Raw genomic sequence first — 17,297 nt, 5'->3', positions numbered from 1 at the left:
GCCGGTCGGTTGCAGCCACCCGCCAAGGCGTGGCCGGGCGACGACGCAGTCGGCAACGGCGGTCCGCTATAGTCAGCCAGTGCTGAATCGACATGCCGACGCCGACCGAGCAGTCGCAGTCGCGGCGCCCTTGGCGGGGAACTCCGGGAAGCGGATGCGCGCCGCCGTTGCGGCGGCCGTCGCGGTCGTTGGTGCATTCTCGCTCGACCAGGCATCCAAGGCCTGGGCCCTGTCGGCGCTGTCGGGCGGCACCACCGTCCCGATCTTGCCGTTCGTTGAGCTCCGGCTGGTCTTCAATCCTGGCGTCGCCTTCGGCATCGGGGCTGATGCTGGCGCGCCGTTGGTCGTGGGACTGATAGTCCTCAATGCGGCGCTGCTCGGCTGGGTATGTGCTCGTGTTGTTCGCGATGACGATCTCGTCGGCACGGCACTGCTGGCGATCGCCGCCGGCGGGGGGCTCGGGAACCTTTCGGACCGCATCTTCCGAGCCGGCGAGCCGCCGCTGACGGGTCGGGTCGTCGACTTCATCGCGGTCGACTGGTTCGCCATCTTCAACGTCGCGGACATCTTCACCACGTGCGGGATCGCGCTATGGGCGCTGCGCACGACCCTCGTGACGCGCCCTGACCGGCTTGCTCCGGCGACGCAAGTCCCGTAATCACGGCAGGCGCCTGCGACTGAGCACGGACATTGACGGTTCAGCGCATCCTGTATAGTCATCGAGTGCTGACCAAGACTTGTGGGCGTTTCGTGCCCCCGACCATGACCGTCTGGACTGTGGAGCCGGAGGGCCCGCCGCAGCTTGCCTTGTCACGGGCCTGCCGATCCGCGGCCCTCGACGCCTACGCCCACGGAGTCCGCTCGTGATCCTTGCGTCCGCGGTGCAGGCGATCGGCTTGTTCCTCGTCACCAACATCGACGACATCATCGTCCTCTCCCTGTTCTTCGCCAGAGGCGCGGGACAGCGCGGCACGACAGCCCGCATCCTGGTCGGGCAATACCTCGGGTTCGCAGGCATCCTCGGGGCGGCCGTGCTCGTGTCTCTTGGGGCGAGCGCGTTCCTGCCCCCGGAGGTGATCCCCTACTTCGGTCTCATCCCACTGGGACTCGGGCTGTGGGCGGCGTGGAAGGCGTGGCGCAGCGACGATGACGATGATGACGACGCCAAGGTTGAGGCCAAGAACGTCGCGGTCTGGGCGGTGGCAGGCGTCACCTTTGCGAACGGCGGCGACAACATCGGTGTCTACGTCCCCGTCTTCCTCAGCGTCGGTCCGGCCGCCGTGGTCGCCTACTGCGTCGTCTTCCTAGCCCTCGTCGCGGTTCTGGTGCTCCTCGCAAAGTTTGTCGCTACCCGTCGGCCGATCGCCGAAGTCTTGGAGCGGTGGGAGCATGTGCTCTTCCCGATCGTCCTGATCGGACTGGGCGTCTTCATTCTGATCGAAGGCGGCGCGTTCGGGCTGTAGCATCTGGCGCCCGCTGGGCCGGGTCGGCGCGAGCGCAGCCGCGCCGACCCGACCCGGCTCACCCCGAGCGAGGGCTGCAAGTAGTGCAGCTGATTCCCACAGGACTGCGGCCACCTCTGATCTCGGGCCGGCGCAGAGAGACGTCGGGGTATCTAGGGAAATGGCCGAACGAGGGGGCATCTTTCGCGCCTGCGCCCCGCGCGCGACCTCGACGACTTCGCGACACGCGCGGCCGCGGGGAGTCTGCGGTTGACCGAGTGCTGACGAGGCGATTCGACGCTCCTGCATCCAGAGTCAGCCATCCAAGGGTCAGCGCTTCTCGTCCTCTCGATCACCCCGAAGCCGCAGTGCCACCCAGAGACCGCATCGTCGGCAGATGAACGTTCCGTCCCTGCCGATCGCGTGGACCTTTCGTCGCGGGTACTCCTTACCGCAACACGAGCATCGCACGCGCGCGTCAGCCATGACATTGTCCAGTCGTCGCGCGGAGCCGGCCACCCGTCAGCGCTTCCGCCACCATGCACAAGCCCGCTTCGCTTGTGCGGAGGCCCAGCCCGTCGAGCAGCGCCCGCTTAGGAGCCTGGGAGGCAGGTTGCTTGGTAGACCCATACGCGATCGCCGCTCCTCGAACCGTCGTTGCGGGCTCTCGTTCGCTCCGCTCGAGCTTCAAGGCAGACGTCAAAGACGTCCTAGTGCGGGATGACATTGCAGACGCTGCTCGGGGAGCATGCTGACGGGTCGAGTGCCAGGCTTGCCTCGATCATGCGACTTAATTCTGCTTCGAGGCGAGCGAGTTCTGTCTGCCGGGCGCGAATCTCCTCGCGCTCTCGATTTAGGAGGGAGCGGACGTGAGAACACGGGGCCTGACCAGCCTCGCGAAGCTCAAGGACGCCGGCGATCTCGGTCAACTTCAGCCCGGCGCCCTGAGCCGCACGGATGAAGCCGACTCGCGCTACGGCAGCGTCGTCCTCGTAGACCCGGTACCCGTTGCTCTCTCGTGCTGCGGTCGGCAAGAGGCCCTTCCGCTCGTAGAACCGTAGGGCTTGCGTGCTGACGCCGGTGAGGGCGGCGAGGTGTCCTATGCGCATGCTCCCATCACACCACTTGACCTTGCACCGTGCTGCAACGTTTACGGTCAGCACATGGAGATCACCTTGCAGTACTTCGATGGATGCCCAAGTTGGGAGACCGTCGCCGAACGCCTCGCAGCCATCGCAACCGAACGGCCCGACCTGACCGTCCACAGGCAGCTCGTGGCAACACAGATAGACGCGGAAGAGTTGGGCTTTCACGGCTCTCCCTCACTGCTCATCGACGGGGTTCCTCTCTTCCCAACGCCTGACTCGCCGCCCGGGCTGTCCTGCCGGATCTACCTCACTCCCGATGGATTCGCCGGCTCGCCAACGCTGGAGCAGCTACGCGACGCGATCGAGACCGCCGAAAGCATGCGTCGATGAGCGACTACTTCGACCTCCTGATCATCGGTGAAGGCATGGCCGGCTCGGGCCAACCAGCGACGCCGAGTTGAGCCACGTGCACGACGGAGCGGCCGGGAGCGATTCCCCTCGCACCGCTGAGCGATTCCTCCACAACGCTCCCAGCGGGGCTCCGACCAGGGAACTCCGTGGCGCCGCCCGTAAACGTCACCGTGAGATCCGCCTGGTGCGGCTGCATGCGCTGCCAAACGGGGCCGGGACTCGCGTGCTGGTCACGCAGTGAAGAAGCCAACGACGCGATGACGGCGCGTCGGACGGTGAAGGCTCGAACATGCCCAAGCGAGGTTGGCGCGAATCTGGCTCCCGGCGGCTACTTCGTGCCGCGCAGGAAGTTGCGAGTGACATCGACAACCGCCAATATAGAAGCGTGTCGATACAGAGTACAGACCTGATAATCATTGGGTCCGGTCCCGCGGGCTACACCGCGGCCATCTATGCGGGTCGAGCGGGCCTGGCGCCCGTGGTCATCGCGGGGTCGGTCACCGCGGGCGGCGCCCTGATGACCACCACCGAAGTGGAGAACTTTCCAGGCTTCGTGGATGGCGTCCAGGGCCCTGAGCTGATGGAGTCGCTGCGGGCGCAGGCAGAGCGCTTCGGCGCCCGCCTCCTTCTCGACGACGCCACCGAGCTGGACCTCGAGGGACCGGTGAAGCGCATCCGCACCGGCTCCGGCGACGAGTACGCCGCGAGCGCCGTGATCCTGACGATGGGTTCGGCCTACCGGAGGCTCGGGCTGCCGGCCGAGGATCGCCTGAGCGGCCACGGCGTCTCGTGGTGCGCGACGTGCGACGGCTTCTTCTTCCGCGAGCGGGAGGTCGCCGTCATCGGCGGCGGCGACTCGGCGATGGAGGAGGCGCTGTTCCTCACCCGGTTCGCATCCAAGGTCACGATCGTGCACCGCCGCGACGCCTTCCGGGCCTCGCGCATCATGGCCGAGCGCGCCCTCACCCACCCCAAGGTCGAGGTGGCATGGAACAGCGAGGTCGTCGATTTCGTCGGCGAGCAGCAGCTCGATTCCATCTCCCTCCGTGACACCGAGACCGGTGCCGAGCGCTCCCTGCCTGTGAGCGGAGCGTTCATCGCGATCGGCCACGACCCCCGCTCCGAGCTGGTCGCCGGACAGGTCACGACCGACGGCGACGGGTACGTGATCGTCGACCACCCCTCGACGCGCACGAGCGTCGCTGGCGTCTTCGCCGCGGGCGACCTCGTCGACCACATCTACCGGCAGGCGATCACCGCAGCCGGCACCGGCTGCGCAGCCGCGCAGGACGCCCAGCACTACCTTGCGGCACTTGAGCCTGCAGCGCCCGCTCACCGCCTCGAGAGCGTCGTCGCGTGAGCGTCGCGACCAGCCCCGAGCGGGCGCCGATCGCGGCGGCCGCGCCGCGCCGCCTGTCTGCGCTGGACCGCTGGCTCCCGCTGTGGATCGCGCTTGCCATGGGCGCCGGACTGGTGCTCGGCAGCACCGTGCCTGCCGTCGGGACGCTCCTCGCCCAGCTCGAGATCGGCGGCATCTCGTTGCCGATCGCGCTCGGGCTGCTCGTGATGATGTATCCGGTGCTCGCCAAGGTCCGCTACGACCGCGTCGCCGCCATCACCGGCGACCGCCGCCTCTTGATCTCGTCGCTCGTGCTCAACTGGCTCGTCGGACCGGCGCTCATGTTCGCGCTCGCCTGGCTGCTCCTGCCGGACCTGCCCGAGTACCGCACCGGCCTCATCATCGTCGGGCTCGCGCGCTGCATCGCCATGGTCGTCATCTGGAACGACCTCGCCTGCGGCGACCGGGAAGCGGCCGCGGTGCTCGTCGCCATCAACTCCGTCTTCCAGGTCGGCGCCTTCGCGCTGCTGGGCTGGTTCTACCTCACCGTGCTGCCGACATGGCTCGGCCTCGAGACGCAGGGACTCGACATCTCCATGGGCGAGATCGCGATCAACGTGCTCATCTTCCTCGGCATCCCCCTGGCGGCCGGATTCGCATCGCGCTGGATCGGCGAGCGCACCCGAGGCCGCGACTGGTACGAGCGCACCTACCTCCCGGCCGTCGGCCCCTGGGCGCTCTACGGACTGCTCTTCACGATCGTGCTGCTCTTCGCGCTCCAGGGCGAGAACGTCGTGCAGCGGCCCCTCGACGTCGCCCGGATCGCGCTGCCGTTGCTCGTCTACTTCGCGCTGATGTGGTCGATCGGCCTCGTCACAGGCAAGGCATTGGGGCTGGGCTACGCCCGTTCCACCACCCTCGCGTTCACCGCCGCGGGCAACAACTTTGAGCTGGCGATCGCGGTCGCGATCGGCGCCTTCGGCGCCGCCTCGGGCCAGGCGCTCGCCGGCGTCGTCGGACCCCTGATCGAGGTGCCCGTGCTCGTCGGCCTCGTCTACGTGTCGCTGTGGGCCGGCCGCGTCTGGTTCCGCACCGACCCGTTGCCGCAAGACCTCCACCCCGCTTCGCAGCCCAGCCACGAACGGGAAGGATCATGACCACCACGTCGGAAGCCGCACTGTGCTCGCCCATCGCGTCGCACGCCATCAGCGAGCATGCCGCCTCAACCGTCGCGGCCACGCTCAAGTCGCTCGCCGACCCACTGCGGCTCCGCATGCTGTCGGCCATCGCCTCCGACCCACGGGGAGAGTCGTGCGTGTGCGACCTCGCGGAGCTCGCGGACGTCTCGCAACCCACCGTCTCCCACCACCTCAAGGTGCTCAAGGACGCCGGCGTGCTCGTCTCCGAGCGCCGAGGCACATGGGTCTGGTACTCGATCGACGCGGCCGCACGCCCCGCGATCACCACCCTGCTCGAGAGCTTCGCGCCCGCAGCACTCGCGCCGCCCCGCGACACTGACGCCTACCACGGCCTCGACGACGTCGACGAGGCACTCACGCATCTCGCCGACTCCCTGGCATCCCGTTACCCGCAGCTGAGCGCCGACGCCGTCACGGGCGTCGTGCGCGAGTCCTACGCCGGGCTCGCTCGAACAGCGCGGATCACAGCACACCTCGTGCCGCTCACGGACCGGTTCGCCCGGCAGCGCCTCGCCGACCTAACGCGCGACCGATCGACGGGCGTGCCGCAGGTGCTGTTCGTCTGCGTGGCCAACGCGGGCCGGTCGCAGCTCGCAGCCGCCCTCGTCAACCAGGCAGCACGCGGCCGCGTCGTCGCACGCTCCGCAGGCTCGTCGCCCGCCTCTGCCATCCACCCGAACGTGCGGCCGCTGCTCGAGAACGTCGACGACTCCGACGAGGCCTTCCCCAAGCCGCTCACCGATGACGCCGTCCGCGCCGCGGATGTCGTCGTCACCATGGGTTGCGGCGACGTCTGCCCGATCATCCCCGGTGTCCGCTACGAGGACTGGGCGGTCGGCGACCCGGCACTCGCATCAGCCGAGGGCGTGGCGGCGATCCTCGACGACATCGCGCAGCGCGTCGTCCGTCTCGTCGACGAGCTCGTCTGAGTCACCGGCCATCCCTTGCACCACGTGCGTTCACCCGTCCGAAACCCCTGACCCGTACAAATGCAGCGGTGCCGACTAGGTCTGCACCTGACCGAGAGAGAGTCACGATGACCGAGAACCCCACCGTCCTGTTCGTCTGCGTGCACAACGCCGGCCGCTCCCAAATGGCCGCCGGCTTCGCGACGGCGCTCTCGAACGGCGCCGTCGAAGTGCTGTCCGCCGGCAGCGCACCGAAGGACCAGATCAATCCCGTCGCGATCGAGGCGATGGCCGAGGTCGGCATCGACATCGCCGGCAACACCCCGAAGGTGCTTACCGTCGATGCTGTCCGCGAGTCCGACGCGGTCATCACCATGGGCTGCGGCGACGCCTGCCCCATCTTCCCCGGCAAGCGCTACGAGGACTGGGAGCTCGAGGACCCGGCCGGCAAGGACATCGAGACGGTCCGCCGCGTCCGCGACGACATCCGCGGCCGCGTCGAGCGCCTACTCGCCGAACTCGTCCCGAGCACGAGCTGACGATGGCCGAGTTCGACGTGCGCGGCCGACGCGGCCTGCCCGGGATCGACTATCCCGAGCGATTCCTGCACGCCCTCACCGACGAGCTGAGCGCGGCCTACCAAGGCATCTTCGCCGCCGAGACGATCGAGCGGTACGTCCTCGAGTCCTATGCGGCGCTCCTCCGCACCTCCGTCGTGAAGGCGCACCTCGTCGCGCGCGTCACGCGCTTCGCGAAGGACCGGCTGCGCGCCCTCGCCGAGGCGAAGGGTGCGATTCCCCAGGACCGACCCAGCGTGCTGTTCGTCTGCGTCCAGAACGCGGGACGCTCGCAGATGGCCGCCGCCATCGCCGCGGAGCGCTCGGAGGGCGGGCTGGTCGTGCGGTCCGCCGGCTCCATGCCTGCCGCCTCTCTGAATCCCGCCGTCGTCTCGGCGATGGCGGAGGTGGGGCTCGACCTCACCGCGGAGTTCCCGAAGCCGCTGACTGACGACGTCGTGCGCGCCGCGGACGTCGTGGTGACGATGGGGTGCGGCGACGCGTGCCCCATCTACCCCGGCAAGCACTACGAGGACTGGCAGCTCACCGACCCGGAGCACGCGACGCCGGACGATGTGCGACGCATCCGCGACGAGATCATCGACCACGTCGACCGCATGCTGGAGCAGCTCGGCGTGGCTCCCGCCTGAGGTCGACGGCGCGGGTACCGCCACAGCGCGGCGCGAGTGCGCCACTACGGCTGTGTGCTCTCGGCGTCAGCGTTCCTTCGGCGCTCGAAGTGTCGCAACGACTGGCTCAAGTTGTTCCAGGACCTCGGCAGCGGCTTTGACGAAGCTGCCCCGATCGGCCTTGAGCATGACGCCGCCGTCCCCGACGCCGTAGGCCGCGGGGAACGAACGTTGCTGCGCGCGCTGGACTCCCCCCTCGAGTATCGCTAGGCGGCCGCTGAGACCTAGAACGCCTTCAGGCCAGACCGACCGCGGGACGGAAGGCGATGTCCATGAGCCGGGCCTGTCGCGCCGCGATAGCGCGAGGATCCGAGCCTGTGCAGCGTGCACTCGCACCGCGAGAGACGACAATGCGACGTCCAGCATCTCCTCTTCGCTCGTCGACCTGAGCTCCGCCAGCGACGTGACGCGGACGTTGGTCAGGTTGGCAGCGCTCCGAGCCCCCGACTGGAAGCCGCTCTCCGACAGCAGGATGCCTCGGTCTGCACCGACATCGGCGACGACGTCCCGTAGAACGTGGACGCGATCCTTCGCGATGGGACGCCGGTGGGCTTTGCATTCAACTACCCACTGAATCGCCCCGGTTCTGGTGGAGGGTCTGATTCCCCGAGAGGATGATGGCCATGCCAGCACCAAAGAAGTACCCGCAGGAGTTGCGGGAGCGGGCCATGCGGCTCGTGCAGGAGGCGCGCAAGGAGGATCCGGAGCTATCGCTGAACGCGGCGGTCGTGCGGATCGGACAGCGCACGGGCGTGAACGCCGACACGCTCCGCGGATGGATGAAGCAGGCCGCGATCGATTCAGGCGAACGTCCCGGCGTGACCGCCTCGGATGCGAAGCGCATCAAGGATCTCGAGGCCGAGGTTCGTGAGCTCAAGCGCGCGAACGAGATCTTGTTGGCGGCCTCGAGTTTCTTCGCGCGGGAGCTCGACCCGCGTTTGCCCTGGTAGTCGCGTTCGTGGACGACCACCGAGACCAGTTCGGCGTCGCGCCGATCTGCCGCGTGCTCACCGAGCACGGCGTGCCGATCGCGCCGTCCGGCTACTACGCCTTCAAGCAGCGCCCGCCCTCCCAGCGGTCGCTGCGCGATGCGGAGCTGCTGGTGGAGATCGATCGGATCTTCTGGGACCGGAAGCTCGGCCGCGGCATCTCCGGCGCCCGGAAGATCTGGCGGCTGCTGCGCCGCGAGGGCATTGAGGTCGCGCGCTGCACGGTCGAGCGGCTCATGCGCCAAGCGGGCCTGCAGGGCGTGCGCCGCGGCAAGCGGTTCGTCACTACCCGCCCCGACGAGTCGGCCGTGCGGCCACCGGATCACGTGCAGCGCTGCTTCACCGCGGAGCGTCCGAACCAGCTCTGGGTCGTCGACTTCACGTACGTGCCGACCTGGTCAGGCATGGGCTTCACGGCCTTCGTCACCGACGTGTTCTCCCGCAAGCTCGTCGGCTGGCGCACCACGAACCGGATGCCGACGGAGCTGCCGCTGGACGCGCTGGAGATGGCGCTCTGGGTGCGCGAGCGGGCTGGCGAGCCGGTCGACGGGCTCATCCATCACAGCGATGCAGGCAGTCAATACACAGCGATTCGCTACGCCGAGCGGCTCGCCGACGCCGGCGCGATCGCCTCCATCGGCACCGTTGGCGACTCGTACGACAACGCTCTGGCCGAGTCGGTCGTCGGCCTCTACAAGACCGAGTGCGTGAAGCTCGACGGCCCGTTCCGGACCGTCGACGAGCTCGAGCTCGCGACGCTGTCCTGGGTCCACTGGTTCAACGAGAACCGGCTCCACTCCTCGATCGGATATCTCACGCCGATCGAGGCGGAGAACGCGTACTACCGTGAGATCAACTCCCAGCCTCAGCCGATGCTGGGAGAACTCGCCCTCCACTGAACCCGGGGCGATTCACTACGCCCGAGCGGAACGTCCGTGGTTCATGCTCCTCCGGGCGCTCCCCTCCGGCCTAGGTCTCTTGGGAGCCGTGAACCTTCGCGCAGGCGATCCCCGACATCGTGCGCCGCGCCGTGCGGACTCTTCGCGGACTGAGCACCGTTGGGGCCAGTCGCTTCCCTTGTATTTCGGCCGGTCTGCGGGTGTCTCACACGTTGAAGCGGAACTCCACCACGTCGCCGCAGCTACCAACCTCAGCGGACACTGGTCCGCGAGTCGCTCGCCTGATCGCGGGATAACCAGCGGCGAAGCACGTCGATCCACTCGTCGAAGGCGTCGAGGTGCGCATCATGGCTGCCGCCGGAGAGATCGACTCTGACCGTCTCGGGCCTGCGCCGGATCAGCTCGTCCTTGTCGGCATCGCTGAACATCCCGTGCTTGGCGAAAATCGCGAGCGTCGGAACCTGCAGAGCTTTCCACTCGTCCCAGCGCGGTTCATGCACAGCCTGGATCGTGCGTTGCATGACCGCGGAGTCGAAACGCGGGACGAGCCCATCATCCGTCGACTGGAGATCCGCTACCCAGGCATCAACGATCGCGTCATCACCGAGGAACTCGCGGGCAGCGGCCTCTCCCCGGAACGGAACCGGCCAGGACGCGAAGTACGCGCCGAGACCAGCAGCCTCGCGCGGATCGTCGCTCCCCGACACATGACCTTCGAGCATCACGAGCCCCTCGACCAGGTCTGGATGCGCTGCTGCTGCGAGAAAAGCAGTGTGGGCTCCCATCGACTGCCCGACGAGCGTCGCTCGACGCCCTGGGGCGAGCTCCTCGATCGCCGCCACGACGTCGCCGACGAAGGCGTCGCGGGATAGATCATCGGGAAGGCGCGTGCTCGCACCGTGCCCTCGCTGATCCACGATCAGGACCCGATGATCCTGCAACGCTCGCGCCGTGCGCAGCAACTCTCGCGAGCTCCCGGCAAGCCCGTGCAGCAGCACGACGACAGGGCCGTGGCCGCCGAGGTCGGTGACGGCGATGCAGACGCCTCCGGGGCGCTGCACGACGCAGCTGGTCACGCGACCTGCAGCGGCGCGATCGCCGCGATCTGCTCACCTGCCGCGTCCTCGGCGCGGTCAAGCTCGTAATGGCTCTGCAGGTTGATCCAGAACTCGGCCGAGGTGCCGAAGTACTTCGCGAGCCGCAGCGCCGTGTCTGCGGTGATCCCTCGCTTGCCGTGCACGATCTCGTTGATCCGTCGCGGCGGCACGCCGATGGATACGGCGAGCTTGTTCTGCGTGATGCCGAAGCCCTCGATGAAGTCCTCCATGAGCACCTCGCCCGGGTGGATCGGCTCGATCTTGTCAGTGGTCGTCAACGATCTGCACCTCCTCTGGTCCGGCGGCGGTCCACACGAAGCAGATCCGCCACTGGTCGTTGATCCTGATGCTGTGCTGCCCGGCACGGTCGCCCTTGAGAGCTTCGAGGCGGTTGCCGGGTGGGACACGGAGGTCCTCGATGGACTCCGCGGACCCCACCTGACGAAGTTTGCGCAATGCGACTCGATGGATCCTCGGATCAATCGACCTCACGCGTTCACGACGCCACAGCCGTTCGGTCTCCTTGTCGCCGAACGATCTGATCACGGAACCAGTATATAACGGCGAGCGTCATTAACGCTAGACGTTAAACCGGAACTCCACCACGTCGCCGTCGACCATGACGTAGTCCTTGCCCTCGATGCGCACGCGGCCGGCTGCCTTCGCCTCCGCCATCGACCCGTACTGATCGAGGTCGGCGAACGAGACGACCTCCGCCTTGATGAAGCCGCGCTCGAAGTCGGTGTGGATGACACCCGCCGCCTGCGGCGCGGTCCAGCCCTTGCGGATCGTCCAGGCGCGCGACTCCTTCGGGCCGGCCGTGAGGTACGTCTGCAGGCCGAGCGTGTCGAAGCCGATGCGGGCGAGCTGGTCGAGGCCCGACTCGTCCTGCCCGAGCGACTGCAGCAGCTCGAGCGCCTCGTCCTGGTCGAGGTCGATGAGCTCCGACTCGACCTGCGCGTCGAGGAAGACGGCCTTCGCGGGCGCGACGAGCGCCGCGAGCTCTGCCTTCTTCGCCTCGTCCGAGAGCACCGCCTCGTCGACGTTGAACACGAACAGCTGCGGCTTCGCCGTCAGGAGGCCGAGCTCGCGGATCGGCGCGATGTCGAAGCCCGCCTGCGAGAGCGTCGTGCCCGCGTTCAGGATGGCCTGCGCCTCGACCGCCGCCGCGAGCACGGCCGGGTCGGCCTTCTTGCCGCGCACCTCCTTCTCGAGGCGCGGCACCGCCTTCTCGAGCGTCTGCAGGTCGGCGAGGATGAGCTCGGTGTTGATCGTCTCCATGTCGGAGGCCGGGTCGACCTTGCCGTCGACGTGCACGACATCCGAGTCGCTGAAGCCGCGCACGACCTGCGCGATCGCGTCGGCCTCGCGGATGTTCGCGAGGAACTGGTTGCCGAGGCCCTCGCCCTCGCTCGCACCCTTCACGATGCCGGCGATGTCCACGAACGAGACGGTCGCGGGCAGGATCTTGGCCGAGCCGAAGATCGCCGCGAGGCGCGTGAGGCGCTCGTCCGGCAGCTCGACCACCCCGATGTTCGGCTCGATCGTCGCGAACGGGTAGTTCGCCGCGAGCACGGTGTTCTTGGTGAGAGCGTTGAAGAGGGTCGACTTGCCCACGTTGGGGAGTCCGACGATGCCGATCGTGAGTGCCACGACTGACGAGCCTACCGGCGCGCATCCGCCGCCCTGGCCCGACGACCTGCCGCACTAGCCTCGGGACCATGGATGCGTCACCGGGGCCGGGCGGACGGGCCGCGCCCCTCGTCGCGTACCTCCGGGGCATCGCGGGCCCGGATCGCACGCCGCGCACGAACCGCGACCTCGCGGTGCTGCTCGCGCTCACGGCGGGCATCCTCAACTCCGTCGGCTTCATGGCGATCGCCCTCTACACCTCGCACATGACGGGCCTCACGGCGATGCTCGCCGACAGCCTCGTGCTCGGCTCGCTCGACATCGCGCTGCTGTGCCTCACGGGCCTGCTGTCGTTCGTCGTCGGGGCCGCGGTGTGCGCGCTGCTGTTCAACTGGGCGAGGCGCCGCGGGCTGCAGAGCCGGTTCGCGATCGTGCTGCTGCTCGAGGCGGCGCTCGCGCTCTTCATCGGGCTCGTCGCGCACGAGCTCACCGCCGACGCGGGGCGCGAGTGGGTGCTCATCGCGCTGCTCGGCTTCACGATGGGCCTGCAGAACGCGGTGATCACGAAGATCTCCGACGCGCAGATCCGCACGACGCACGTGACCGGCATGGTGACCGACATCGGCATCGAGCTCGGCAAGCTCGTCTACCCGAAGCGCGCGGACGACCCCGACCCCGTGCGGCCGCGGCTCGGACGGCTCGGCCTGCACGTGCTGCTCGTGAGCGCCTTCTTCGCCGGCGGCATCACCGGCGCGCTCGCCTATCAGGCAATCGGGTTCGTCACCGTCGTGCCGACCGCGGTGCTGCTGCTCGTCTTCGCGAGCGTGCCCGTGGCCCGCGACCTGCGCGGGCGCTCGCGCCGCCCGGCGTGAGCGGCGGACGGCACCCTTCCCTCCTCCCAGCCTCCCCGCGTAGCGTCGTGCCCACAGCGCAGCCGACGGCTGCGGGACGGACCGCGGAGGAGAGCGATCATGGCAAACCAGAACGACCCGACCTACGACTCGCGCGAGGGCGACCCGGTCTACCACGAAGCACCGCCGGCGGACAGCGGCTCGGCGAGCTCGTTCGACGCCCGCCACAACGAGTTCGTGCCCGAGGACGGCAAGTCCGGCGCGGGCGTCGACGCGCGCACGGGCGAGACGGTGCACGGCGACGGCCAGGCCAAGGAGGCGCCGAACGACGACTTCTCCGGCGGCCGCGACGCCGAGCAGCCCGAGGAGCTGGACGCCGAGGGCCAGCGCGACCTCGAGGACGCCGCGCGCGAGCAGGACGCCCCGAGCCTCGAGGGCGACGGCCGCTGAGCGAGCGCACCCGACGCCGCTTCGTGGTGCACGGCACCGTGCAGGGCGTCGGCTTCCGCATGGCCGCGCGCCGCGAGGCGGAGCGGCTCGGGCTCGCCGGCTCGGTGCGCAACCGCTTCGACGGCACGGTCGAGGCGGAGGCCGAGGGTGCGGCGGATGCGGTGGCGGCGTTCGGCGCGTGGCTCGCGCACGGCCCCGACACGGCTCGCGTCGATCGCGTCGAGACCGAGTCGATCGAGGCGCGCGGCGAGACCGGCTTCGCGGTGCGCTGAAGCCGCCCGGATCGCAAGCGGGCTGTCACGGGCTGCTCAGGATCCGCGCGTACCGTCGCGGCCAGGCGACAGCCGCCCTCGTCGGCGCAGCGGGCCGGGAGCCTGCGGCGCAGCTCGACGGGGACCCGAACCGTGGGGAGACATCGTGACGTTCCAGGGCAACATCGACCAGCTGGCCGGCCGCGAGGTGTTCGGCAGCGACGGCCATCGCATCGGCGAGGTGGGACAGGTCTTCGTGCTCGAGGGCACCGACGAGCCGACCTGGATCACCGTGAAGACGGGGCTGTTCGGCATGCACGAGTCGTTCATCCCGGTCGCCGGCGCGACGGAGCGCGGCGACGAGATCGTCGTGCCCTTCGAGAAGGCGTTCGTGAAGGACGCGCCGCGCATCGACGACGCGAGCGAGCTCTCGGTCGAGCAGGAGGCGGAGCTCTACCGCTACTACGGCGTCGAGCCGCCGCTGCAGCAGCGCGCGGCCGTCGGCGACCACGGGCAGGGCGCTCACGACCACCACGACGACGACCGCGACCGCGGCGTCGGCGGTCACCTGCAGCGCGCCGACGCGCGCCACTCGGGCGACGCGGACGACACGGGCCCCTCGACCGCGCACGCCGACCGCACGCCCTACGGCGGCGGGCACGACGCCGGCAGCGCCGACTCGAGCGGCAGCGGCTCGGATGACGAGCGCGGCGTGCGCGGCCGCGGCACCGACGACGACCACGACGCGAGCCGCGGGGCGACGAGCGCGAGCGGCGCCGGTGGCCCGCGCCTGCGGCGGCGCATCGTGACCGAGATGCAGACGATCCAGGTGCCCGTGCAGCGCGAGGAGATCGTGGTCGAGGGCGACGGCATCGAGCCGGACGGCGACGACCGCCGCTGAGGGCAGGCTGCGCAGTCCTGACGCGCTCCCGCGAGCCCGGCTGCGCTCCGCGCGCAACGGGCGCCGACGCGCTTGCGCGCACCGCGCATCCGCACCACCATGGTGGGAAGCCGCGCGATCCGCGGCCCCGACCCACGGCGCCGAGAGCGGCGCCGACACTCAATGAGGAGAGCCGCCATGAGCGCAATCCCTGAGTTCTCGCACGAGCGCGTCCTGACCTCCATGGGCGCCCGCAGCGGACTCGTCATCACCGTCGCACTCCACTCGAGCGCACTCGGGCCCGCGCTCGGCGGCTGCCGCATGTGGAGCTACCCGACCTGGGCCGACGGCCAGGCGGACGCCTTGCGGCTCTCGGCGGCGATGACGCTCAAGAACGCCGCGGCCGGGCTCGACGCCGGCGGCGGCAAGTCGGTCATCGCGCTGCCGATGGGCGAGGCGCTCGACCCCGACCGCCGCCGCGCCGCGCTGCTCGACCTCGGCGACCTCGTCGAGGCGCTCGATGGCCGCTACCGCACGGCCGAGGACGTCGGGACGACGGAGCACGACATGCTCGTCGTGCGCGAGCGCACCGAGCACGTCGTCGGCCTCCCCGCCGAGAGCGGCGGCGCGGGCGAGCCCGCTGGGGCGACCGCGCTCGGCGTCTTCTCGGCGATCGCGCCGACGCTCGGCGAGGCGTTCGGCTCGGAGCAGATCGAGGGACGCTCGTTCGTCGTCTCGGGCCTCGGCCAGGTGGGCGGGCGGCTCGCGCGCATGCTCGCCGGTCACGGCGCGGAGCTCATCGTCACCGACATCGACGAGCGCAAGCGCCAGCTCGCCGACGAGCTCGGCGCCCGCTGGATCGCGCCGGAGCTGGCGCTCTCGACGCCCGCTGACGTGCTCGTGCCCGCCGGTCTCGGCGGCATCCTCACCGACGAGGCGATCGACGCGCTGCCCGTGCGCGCGGTCGTCGGGCCGGCCAACAACCCGCTCGCCGACCGCTCGGGCGCCGCGCGCCTGCAGGAGCGCGGCATCGTCTACGCGCCCGACTTCGTCGTCAACGCCGGCGGCGTCATCCACCTCGAGGGCATGGCCCACGGCCAGGAGTGGCCCGCGATCGCCGAGCGCCTGACCGGCATCGCCGACACCGTGCGCGGCGTCATGGCGAGCGCGCGCGAGCGCGGCATCACGCCGCTCGCCGCCGCCGAGGCGCTCGCCGCGGCGCGCATCGATGCCGCCCGCGGCTCGCGAGCGCCGTCGGCTCGCACCGCCGTCGTCGTCTGAGGCGGCCGCAGCGGAGCCGGGCGGGCGGCGCGACGCCGACCCGCCCGGCTCGGCGCTCCCCCAGCCTCGGCGCGTAGCGTCGGCCACCAGCGGCGACGACGCCGCGGACGAGGAGAGCACCATGCACGACGAGCACGAGTCCGACGCCCCCGGCGAGCAGGTCGACCCGACGCAGCGCTCGAGCCATTCGCCGGACGAAGCGGTCGTCGACGAGGGCATCGACACCGGGCAGACGCACTCGAGCGAGCCCGATCCCGCGATCGGCGAGAGCATCGACGAGAGCCCCGCAGAGGGCTTCGACCCCGACGCGCCGAGCGGCACCTGAGCGGTCGCGGGGCGGTCGGCGGCCGGTCGTTCGATGGGACGCACGGGGCGCGGAGTTGACACTGCGGTCGGCGGGGTGGTCGACTCGGTCCTGACACGTCCCGTCCCCCGAATCGCGCGACGACCCTCGCGCACGACCCCCAGCGACCGCTCCGCCCACAGGCGCACGCGGCTCGGCACCGGAGCACCCTGGCCATGACCGCCTTCCCCGAAGCTCACCGGCCGTCGGTCGCGAGCACGCACCGGCCCGTGGTGCTGCTGCACGCCGGGAGCGCGGCGAACTGGATGTGGGAGCCGCAGCTGCCCGCTGTGCGCGACCGACTCGCGCTCACGCCGCACCTCCCGGGGTTCGGGGAGCGTATCGCCGAGGAGTGGCCGGGCATCACAGGCGCGGCGGACGACCTGGCCCGACGCATCCGCGATCTCGGAGCCGAGGGCCCCGTCGACCTCGTCGGCCTCTCGCTCGGGGGTGTGGTCGCGCGGCACCCGCAGCTCGTCGCCTCGGTGCTCACGAGCGGCACCGCGGTCATGCCTGTCGTCGGCACGGCTCGCGCGCTCTCGGCGCTGCAGCTCATGCTCTGGAACCGTCGCGCGATGTGGCGCGCGCAGGCGAGCGCGCTCGGCCTGACCGCCGAGGCGGTCGAGCGCTACGTCGAGCACGGGCTCTCGGTGCGCCGCACGACCGCGCGGGTGCTGCTCGACGAGATCTCGGCAGGCGCGATGCCCGAGGGGCTCGACCGGTACCGGGGGCGGATGCTGCTGCTCGCGGGAGAGCTCGACCCCGCGGTGATGGCGGAGTCGCTCGAGGCGCTCCGCGAGGTCGTGCCCCACGCCGAGAAGCGCACGGCGCCGGGCATGCGCTACATCTGGAACATCGAGAACCCGAAGCGCTTCAACGCGATGCTGCGCGACTGGCTGCGCGGCGGGGTCGACCACTGGCTGCTCGAGCCGACCCACGTGCTGCTCTGACGCGCTGGCGGGATCTCGACGGATCGCGGCAGGCTCGCGAC

Annotated in this window: 22 protein-coding genes and 1 other annotated feature; of the genes, 16 read left to right on the top strand and 6 right to left on the bottom strand. The window is 70.0% G+C overall.

What is annotated here, in order from left to right:
• The first annotated feature begins 79 nt into the window (after positions 1-79).
• The gene (locus tag JSQ78_RS13315; protein ID WP_211448257.1) at positions 80-658 is read left to right on the top strand and encodes a signal peptidase II; all 579 of its coding nucleotides are present in this window, start codon (positions 80-82) and stop codon (positions 656-658) included.
• A 205-nt stretch (positions 659-863) separates the two neighbouring features.
• Positions 864-1,463 (top strand): cadmium resistance transporter, encoded by a 600-nt coding sequence (locus JSQ78_RS13310; protein WP_211448255.1) that lies wholly within the window; start codon positions 864-866, stop codon positions 1,461-1,463.
• A gap of 689 nt (positions 1,464-2,152) precedes the next feature.
• Here JSQ78_RS13310 and JSQ78_RS13305 read toward each other — a convergent pair.
• Complete coding sequence (locus JSQ78_RS13305; RefSeq protein ID WP_211450653.1) at positions 2,153-2,551, bottom strand: heavy metal-responsive transcriptional regulator; 399 nt, start codon at positions 2,549-2,551, stop codon at positions 2,153-2,155.
• A gap of 54 nt (positions 2,552-2,605) precedes the next feature.
• Here JSQ78_RS13305 and JSQ78_RS13300 point away from each other — a divergent pair, with 54 nt between their 5' ends.
• The 6 genes from JSQ78_RS13300 to JSQ78_RS13275 all read left to right on the top strand — a co-directional run bounded on the left by JSQ78_RS13300 (position 2,606) and on the right by JSQ78_RS13275 (position 7,594).
• Positions 2,606-2,920, top strand: a complete 315-nt coding sequence (locus JSQ78_RS13300; RefSeq protein WP_211448253.1) for a thioredoxin family protein — start codon at positions 2,606-2,608, stop codon at positions 2,918-2,920.
• Positions 2,921-3,326: 406 nt separating this feature from the next.
• On the top strand, positions 3,327-4,301 hold the full coding sequence (gene trxB / locus JSQ78_RS13295; RefSeq protein ID WP_249295723.1) for a thioredoxin-disulfide reductase: 975 nt from the start codon (positions 3,327-3,329) through the stop codon (positions 4,299-4,301).
• On the top strand, positions 4,298-5,437 hold the full coding sequence (arsB, locus tag JSQ78_RS13290; protein ID WP_283245025.1) for an ACR3 family arsenite efflux transporter: 1,140 nt from the start codon (positions 4,298-4,300) through the stop codon (positions 5,435-5,437). The genes trxB and arsB overlap by 4 nt, the downstream gene beginning before the upstream one ends.
• Positions 5,434-6,408: a metalloregulator ArsR/SmtB family transcription factor gene (locus JSQ78_RS13285; RefSeq protein WP_211448250.1), complete on the top strand. Its 975-nt coding sequence runs from the start codon at positions 5,434-5,436 to the stop codon at positions 6,406-6,408. Before arsB ends, JSQ78_RS13285 begins: the two co-directional genes overlap by 4 nt.
• Positions 6,409-6,515: 107 nt before the next feature.
• Complete coding sequence (locus tag JSQ78_RS13280) at positions 6,516-6,926, top strand: arsenate reductase ArsC (protein ID WP_211448249.1); 411 nt, start codon at positions 6,516-6,518, stop codon at positions 6,924-6,926.
• A gap of 2 nt (positions 6,927-6,928) precedes the next feature.
• Positions 6,929-7,594, top strand: coding sequence for an arsenate reductase/protein-tyrosine-phosphatase family protein (locus JSQ78_RS13275; RefSeq protein WP_211448248.1), 666 nt, complete (start codon positions 6,929-6,931; stop codon positions 7,592-7,594).
• Between the two features lie 66 nt (positions 7,595-7,660).
• On the opposite strand, the gene JSQ78_RS14135 is transcribed toward JSQ78_RS13275, so the two are convergent.
• Positions 7,661-8,266, bottom strand: a complete 606-nt coding sequence (locus tag JSQ78_RS14135; protein WP_502756153.1) for a restriction endonuclease — start codon at positions 8,264-8,266, stop codon at positions 7,661-7,663.
• On the opposite strand from JSQ78_RS14135, the gene JSQ78_RS13265 reads away from it, so the two are divergent.
• Positions 8,257-9,521, top strand: a protein-coding gene (locus JSQ78_RS13265; RefSeq protein WP_502756122.1) for an IS3 family transposase whose coding sequence is annotated in 2 segments (ribosomal slippage) — positions 8,257-8,542 and positions 8,542-9,521 — 1,266 coding nt in all. Because the reading frame shifts where the segments join, the coding sequence is not laid out codon by codon here. The genes JSQ78_RS14135 and JSQ78_RS13265 overlap by 10 nt on opposite strands.
• Positions 8,542-8,669: a sequence feature (AL1L pseudoknot), on the top strand. Its footprint overlaps the gene before it by 128 nt.
• Positions 9,522-9,772: 251 nt before the next feature.
• Here the strand turns inward: JSQ78_RS13265 and JSQ78_RS13260 are convergent.
• Genes JSQ78_RS13260 through ychF form a run of 4 tightly spaced genes read right to left on the bottom strand, consistent with a single transcriptional unit; the run spans position 9,773 to position 12,271 of the window.
• Positions 9,773-10,597 carry an alpha/beta fold hydrolase gene (locus JSQ78_RS13260; RefSeq protein ID WP_211448246.1) on the bottom strand — a complete coding sequence of 275 codons (825 nt, stop codon included), beginning with the start codon at positions 10,595-10,597 and terminating at the stop codon, positions 9,773-9,775.
• A complete protein-coding gene (locus JSQ78_RS13255; protein ID WP_095796343.1) occupies positions 10,594-10,896 on the bottom strand; it encodes a HigA family addiction module antitoxin in 303 nt (100 codons plus the stop codon). The genes JSQ78_RS13260 and JSQ78_RS13255 overlap by 4 nt, the downstream gene beginning before the upstream one ends.
• A complete protein-coding gene (locus JSQ78_RS13250; protein ID WP_211448245.1) occupies positions 10,883-11,164 on the bottom strand; it encodes a type II toxin-antitoxin system RelE/ParE family toxin in 282 nt (93 codons plus the stop codon). The genes JSQ78_RS13255 and JSQ78_RS13250 overlap by 14 nt, the downstream gene beginning before the upstream one ends.
• A 33-nt stretch (positions 11,165-11,197) precedes the next feature.
• On the bottom strand, positions 11,198-12,271 hold the full coding sequence (ychF, locus tag JSQ78_RS13245; protein ID WP_211448243.1) for a redox-regulated ATPase YchF: 1,074 nt from the start codon (positions 12,269-12,271) through the stop codon (positions 11,198-11,200).
• A gap of 68 nt (positions 12,272-12,339) precedes the next feature.
• Between ychF and JSQ78_RS13240 the strand changes: the two genes are divergently transcribed.
• The 7 genes from JSQ78_RS13240 (at position 12,340) to JSQ78_RS13210 (ending at position 17,256) form a co-directional block, all read left to right on the top strand.
• On the top strand, positions 12,340-13,122 hold the full coding sequence (locus tag JSQ78_RS13240; protein ID WP_211448241.1) for a YoaK family protein: 783 nt from the start codon (positions 12,340-12,342) through the stop codon (positions 13,120-13,122).
• A 99-nt stretch (positions 13,123-13,221) separates the two neighbouring features.
• Positions 13,222-13,551 carry a hypothetical protein gene (locus JSQ78_RS13235; protein ID WP_211448239.1) on the top strand — a complete coding sequence of 110 codons (330 nt, stop codon included), beginning with the start codon at positions 13,222-13,224 and terminating at the stop codon, positions 13,549-13,551.
• A 23-nt stretch (positions 13,552-13,574) separates the two neighbouring features.
• A complete protein-coding gene (locus JSQ78_RS13230) occupies positions 13,575-13,823 on the top strand; it encodes an acylphosphatase (protein ID WP_349305120.1) in 249 nt (82 codons plus the stop codon).
• Between the two features lie 145 nt (positions 13,824-13,968).
• Complete coding sequence (locus JSQ78_RS13225) at positions 13,969-14,703, top strand: PRC-barrel domain-containing protein (protein WP_211448237.1); 735 nt, start codon at positions 13,969-13,971, stop codon at positions 14,701-14,703.
• Positions 14,704-14,880: 177 nt separating this feature from the next.
• Positions 14,881-15,963, top strand: a complete 1,083-nt coding sequence (locus JSQ78_RS13220; protein WP_211448236.1) for a Glu/Leu/Phe/Val dehydrogenase family protein — start codon at positions 14,881-14,883, stop codon at positions 15,961-15,963.
• Between the two features lie 121 nt (positions 15,964-16,084).
• Positions 16,085-16,288, top strand: coding sequence for a hypothetical protein (locus JSQ78_RS13215; protein WP_211448234.1), 204 nt, complete (start codon positions 16,085-16,087; stop codon positions 16,286-16,288).
• A gap of 194 nt (positions 16,289-16,482) precedes the next feature.
• Positions 16,483-17,256, top strand: coding sequence for an alpha/beta fold hydrolase (locus JSQ78_RS13210; RefSeq protein WP_211448232.1), 774 nt, complete (start codon positions 16,483-16,485; stop codon positions 17,254-17,256).
• Positions 17,257-17,297: the final 41 nt, after the last annotated feature.

This window comes from Agrococcus sp. Marseille-Q4369 (assembly GCF_018308945.1).
Taxonomy (GTDB): Bacteria; Actinomycetota; Actinomycetes; order Actinomycetales; family Microbacteriaceae; genus Agrococcus.
The sequence above is the reverse complement of the archived record's forward strand: the minus strand, read 5'-3'. Positions and strand labels throughout refer to the sequence as shown.

Bases quoted from the DNA above. Each gene is read 5' to 3' on its own strand.
- JSQ78_RS13305 (WP_211450653.1), bottom strand. From the start codon at position 2,551: ATGCGCATAGGACACCTCGCCGCCCTCACCGGCGTCAGCACGCAAGCC.
- JSQ78_RS13300 (WP_211448253.1), top strand. From the start codon at position 2,606: ATGGAGATCACCTTGCAGTACTTCGATGGATGCCCAAGTTGGGAGACC.
- JSQ78_RS13285 (WP_211448250.1), top strand. From the start codon at position 5,434: ATGACCACCACGTCGGAAGCCGCACTGTGCTCGCCCATCGCGTCGCAC.
- JSQ78_RS13280 (WP_211448249.1), top strand. From the start codon at position 6,516: ATGACCGAGAACCCCACCGTCCTGTTCGTCTGCGTGCACAACGCCGGC.
- JSQ78_RS13275 (WP_211448248.1), top strand. From the start codon at position 6,929: ATGGCCGAGTTCGACGTGCGCGGCCGACGCGGCCTGCCCGGGATCGAC.
- JSQ78_RS13240 (WP_211448241.1), top strand. From the start codon at position 12,340: ATGGATGCGTCACCGGGGCCGGGCGGACGGGCCGCGCCCCTCGTCGCG.
- JSQ78_RS13235 (WP_211448239.1), top strand. From the start codon at position 13,222: ATGGCAAACCAGAACGACCCGACCTACGACTCGCGCGAGGGCGACCCG.
- JSQ78_RS13220 (WP_211448236.1), top strand. From the start codon at position 14,881: ATGAGCGCAATCCCTGAGTTCTCGCACGAGCGCGTCCTGACCTCCATG.
- JSQ78_RS13215 (WP_211448234.1), top strand. From the start codon at position 16,085: ATGCACGACGAGCACGAGTCCGACGCCCCCGGCGAGCAGGTCGACCCG.
- JSQ78_RS13210 (WP_211448232.1), top strand. From the start codon at position 16,483: ATGACCGCCTTCCCCGAAGCTCACCGGCCGTCGGTCGCGAGCACGCAC.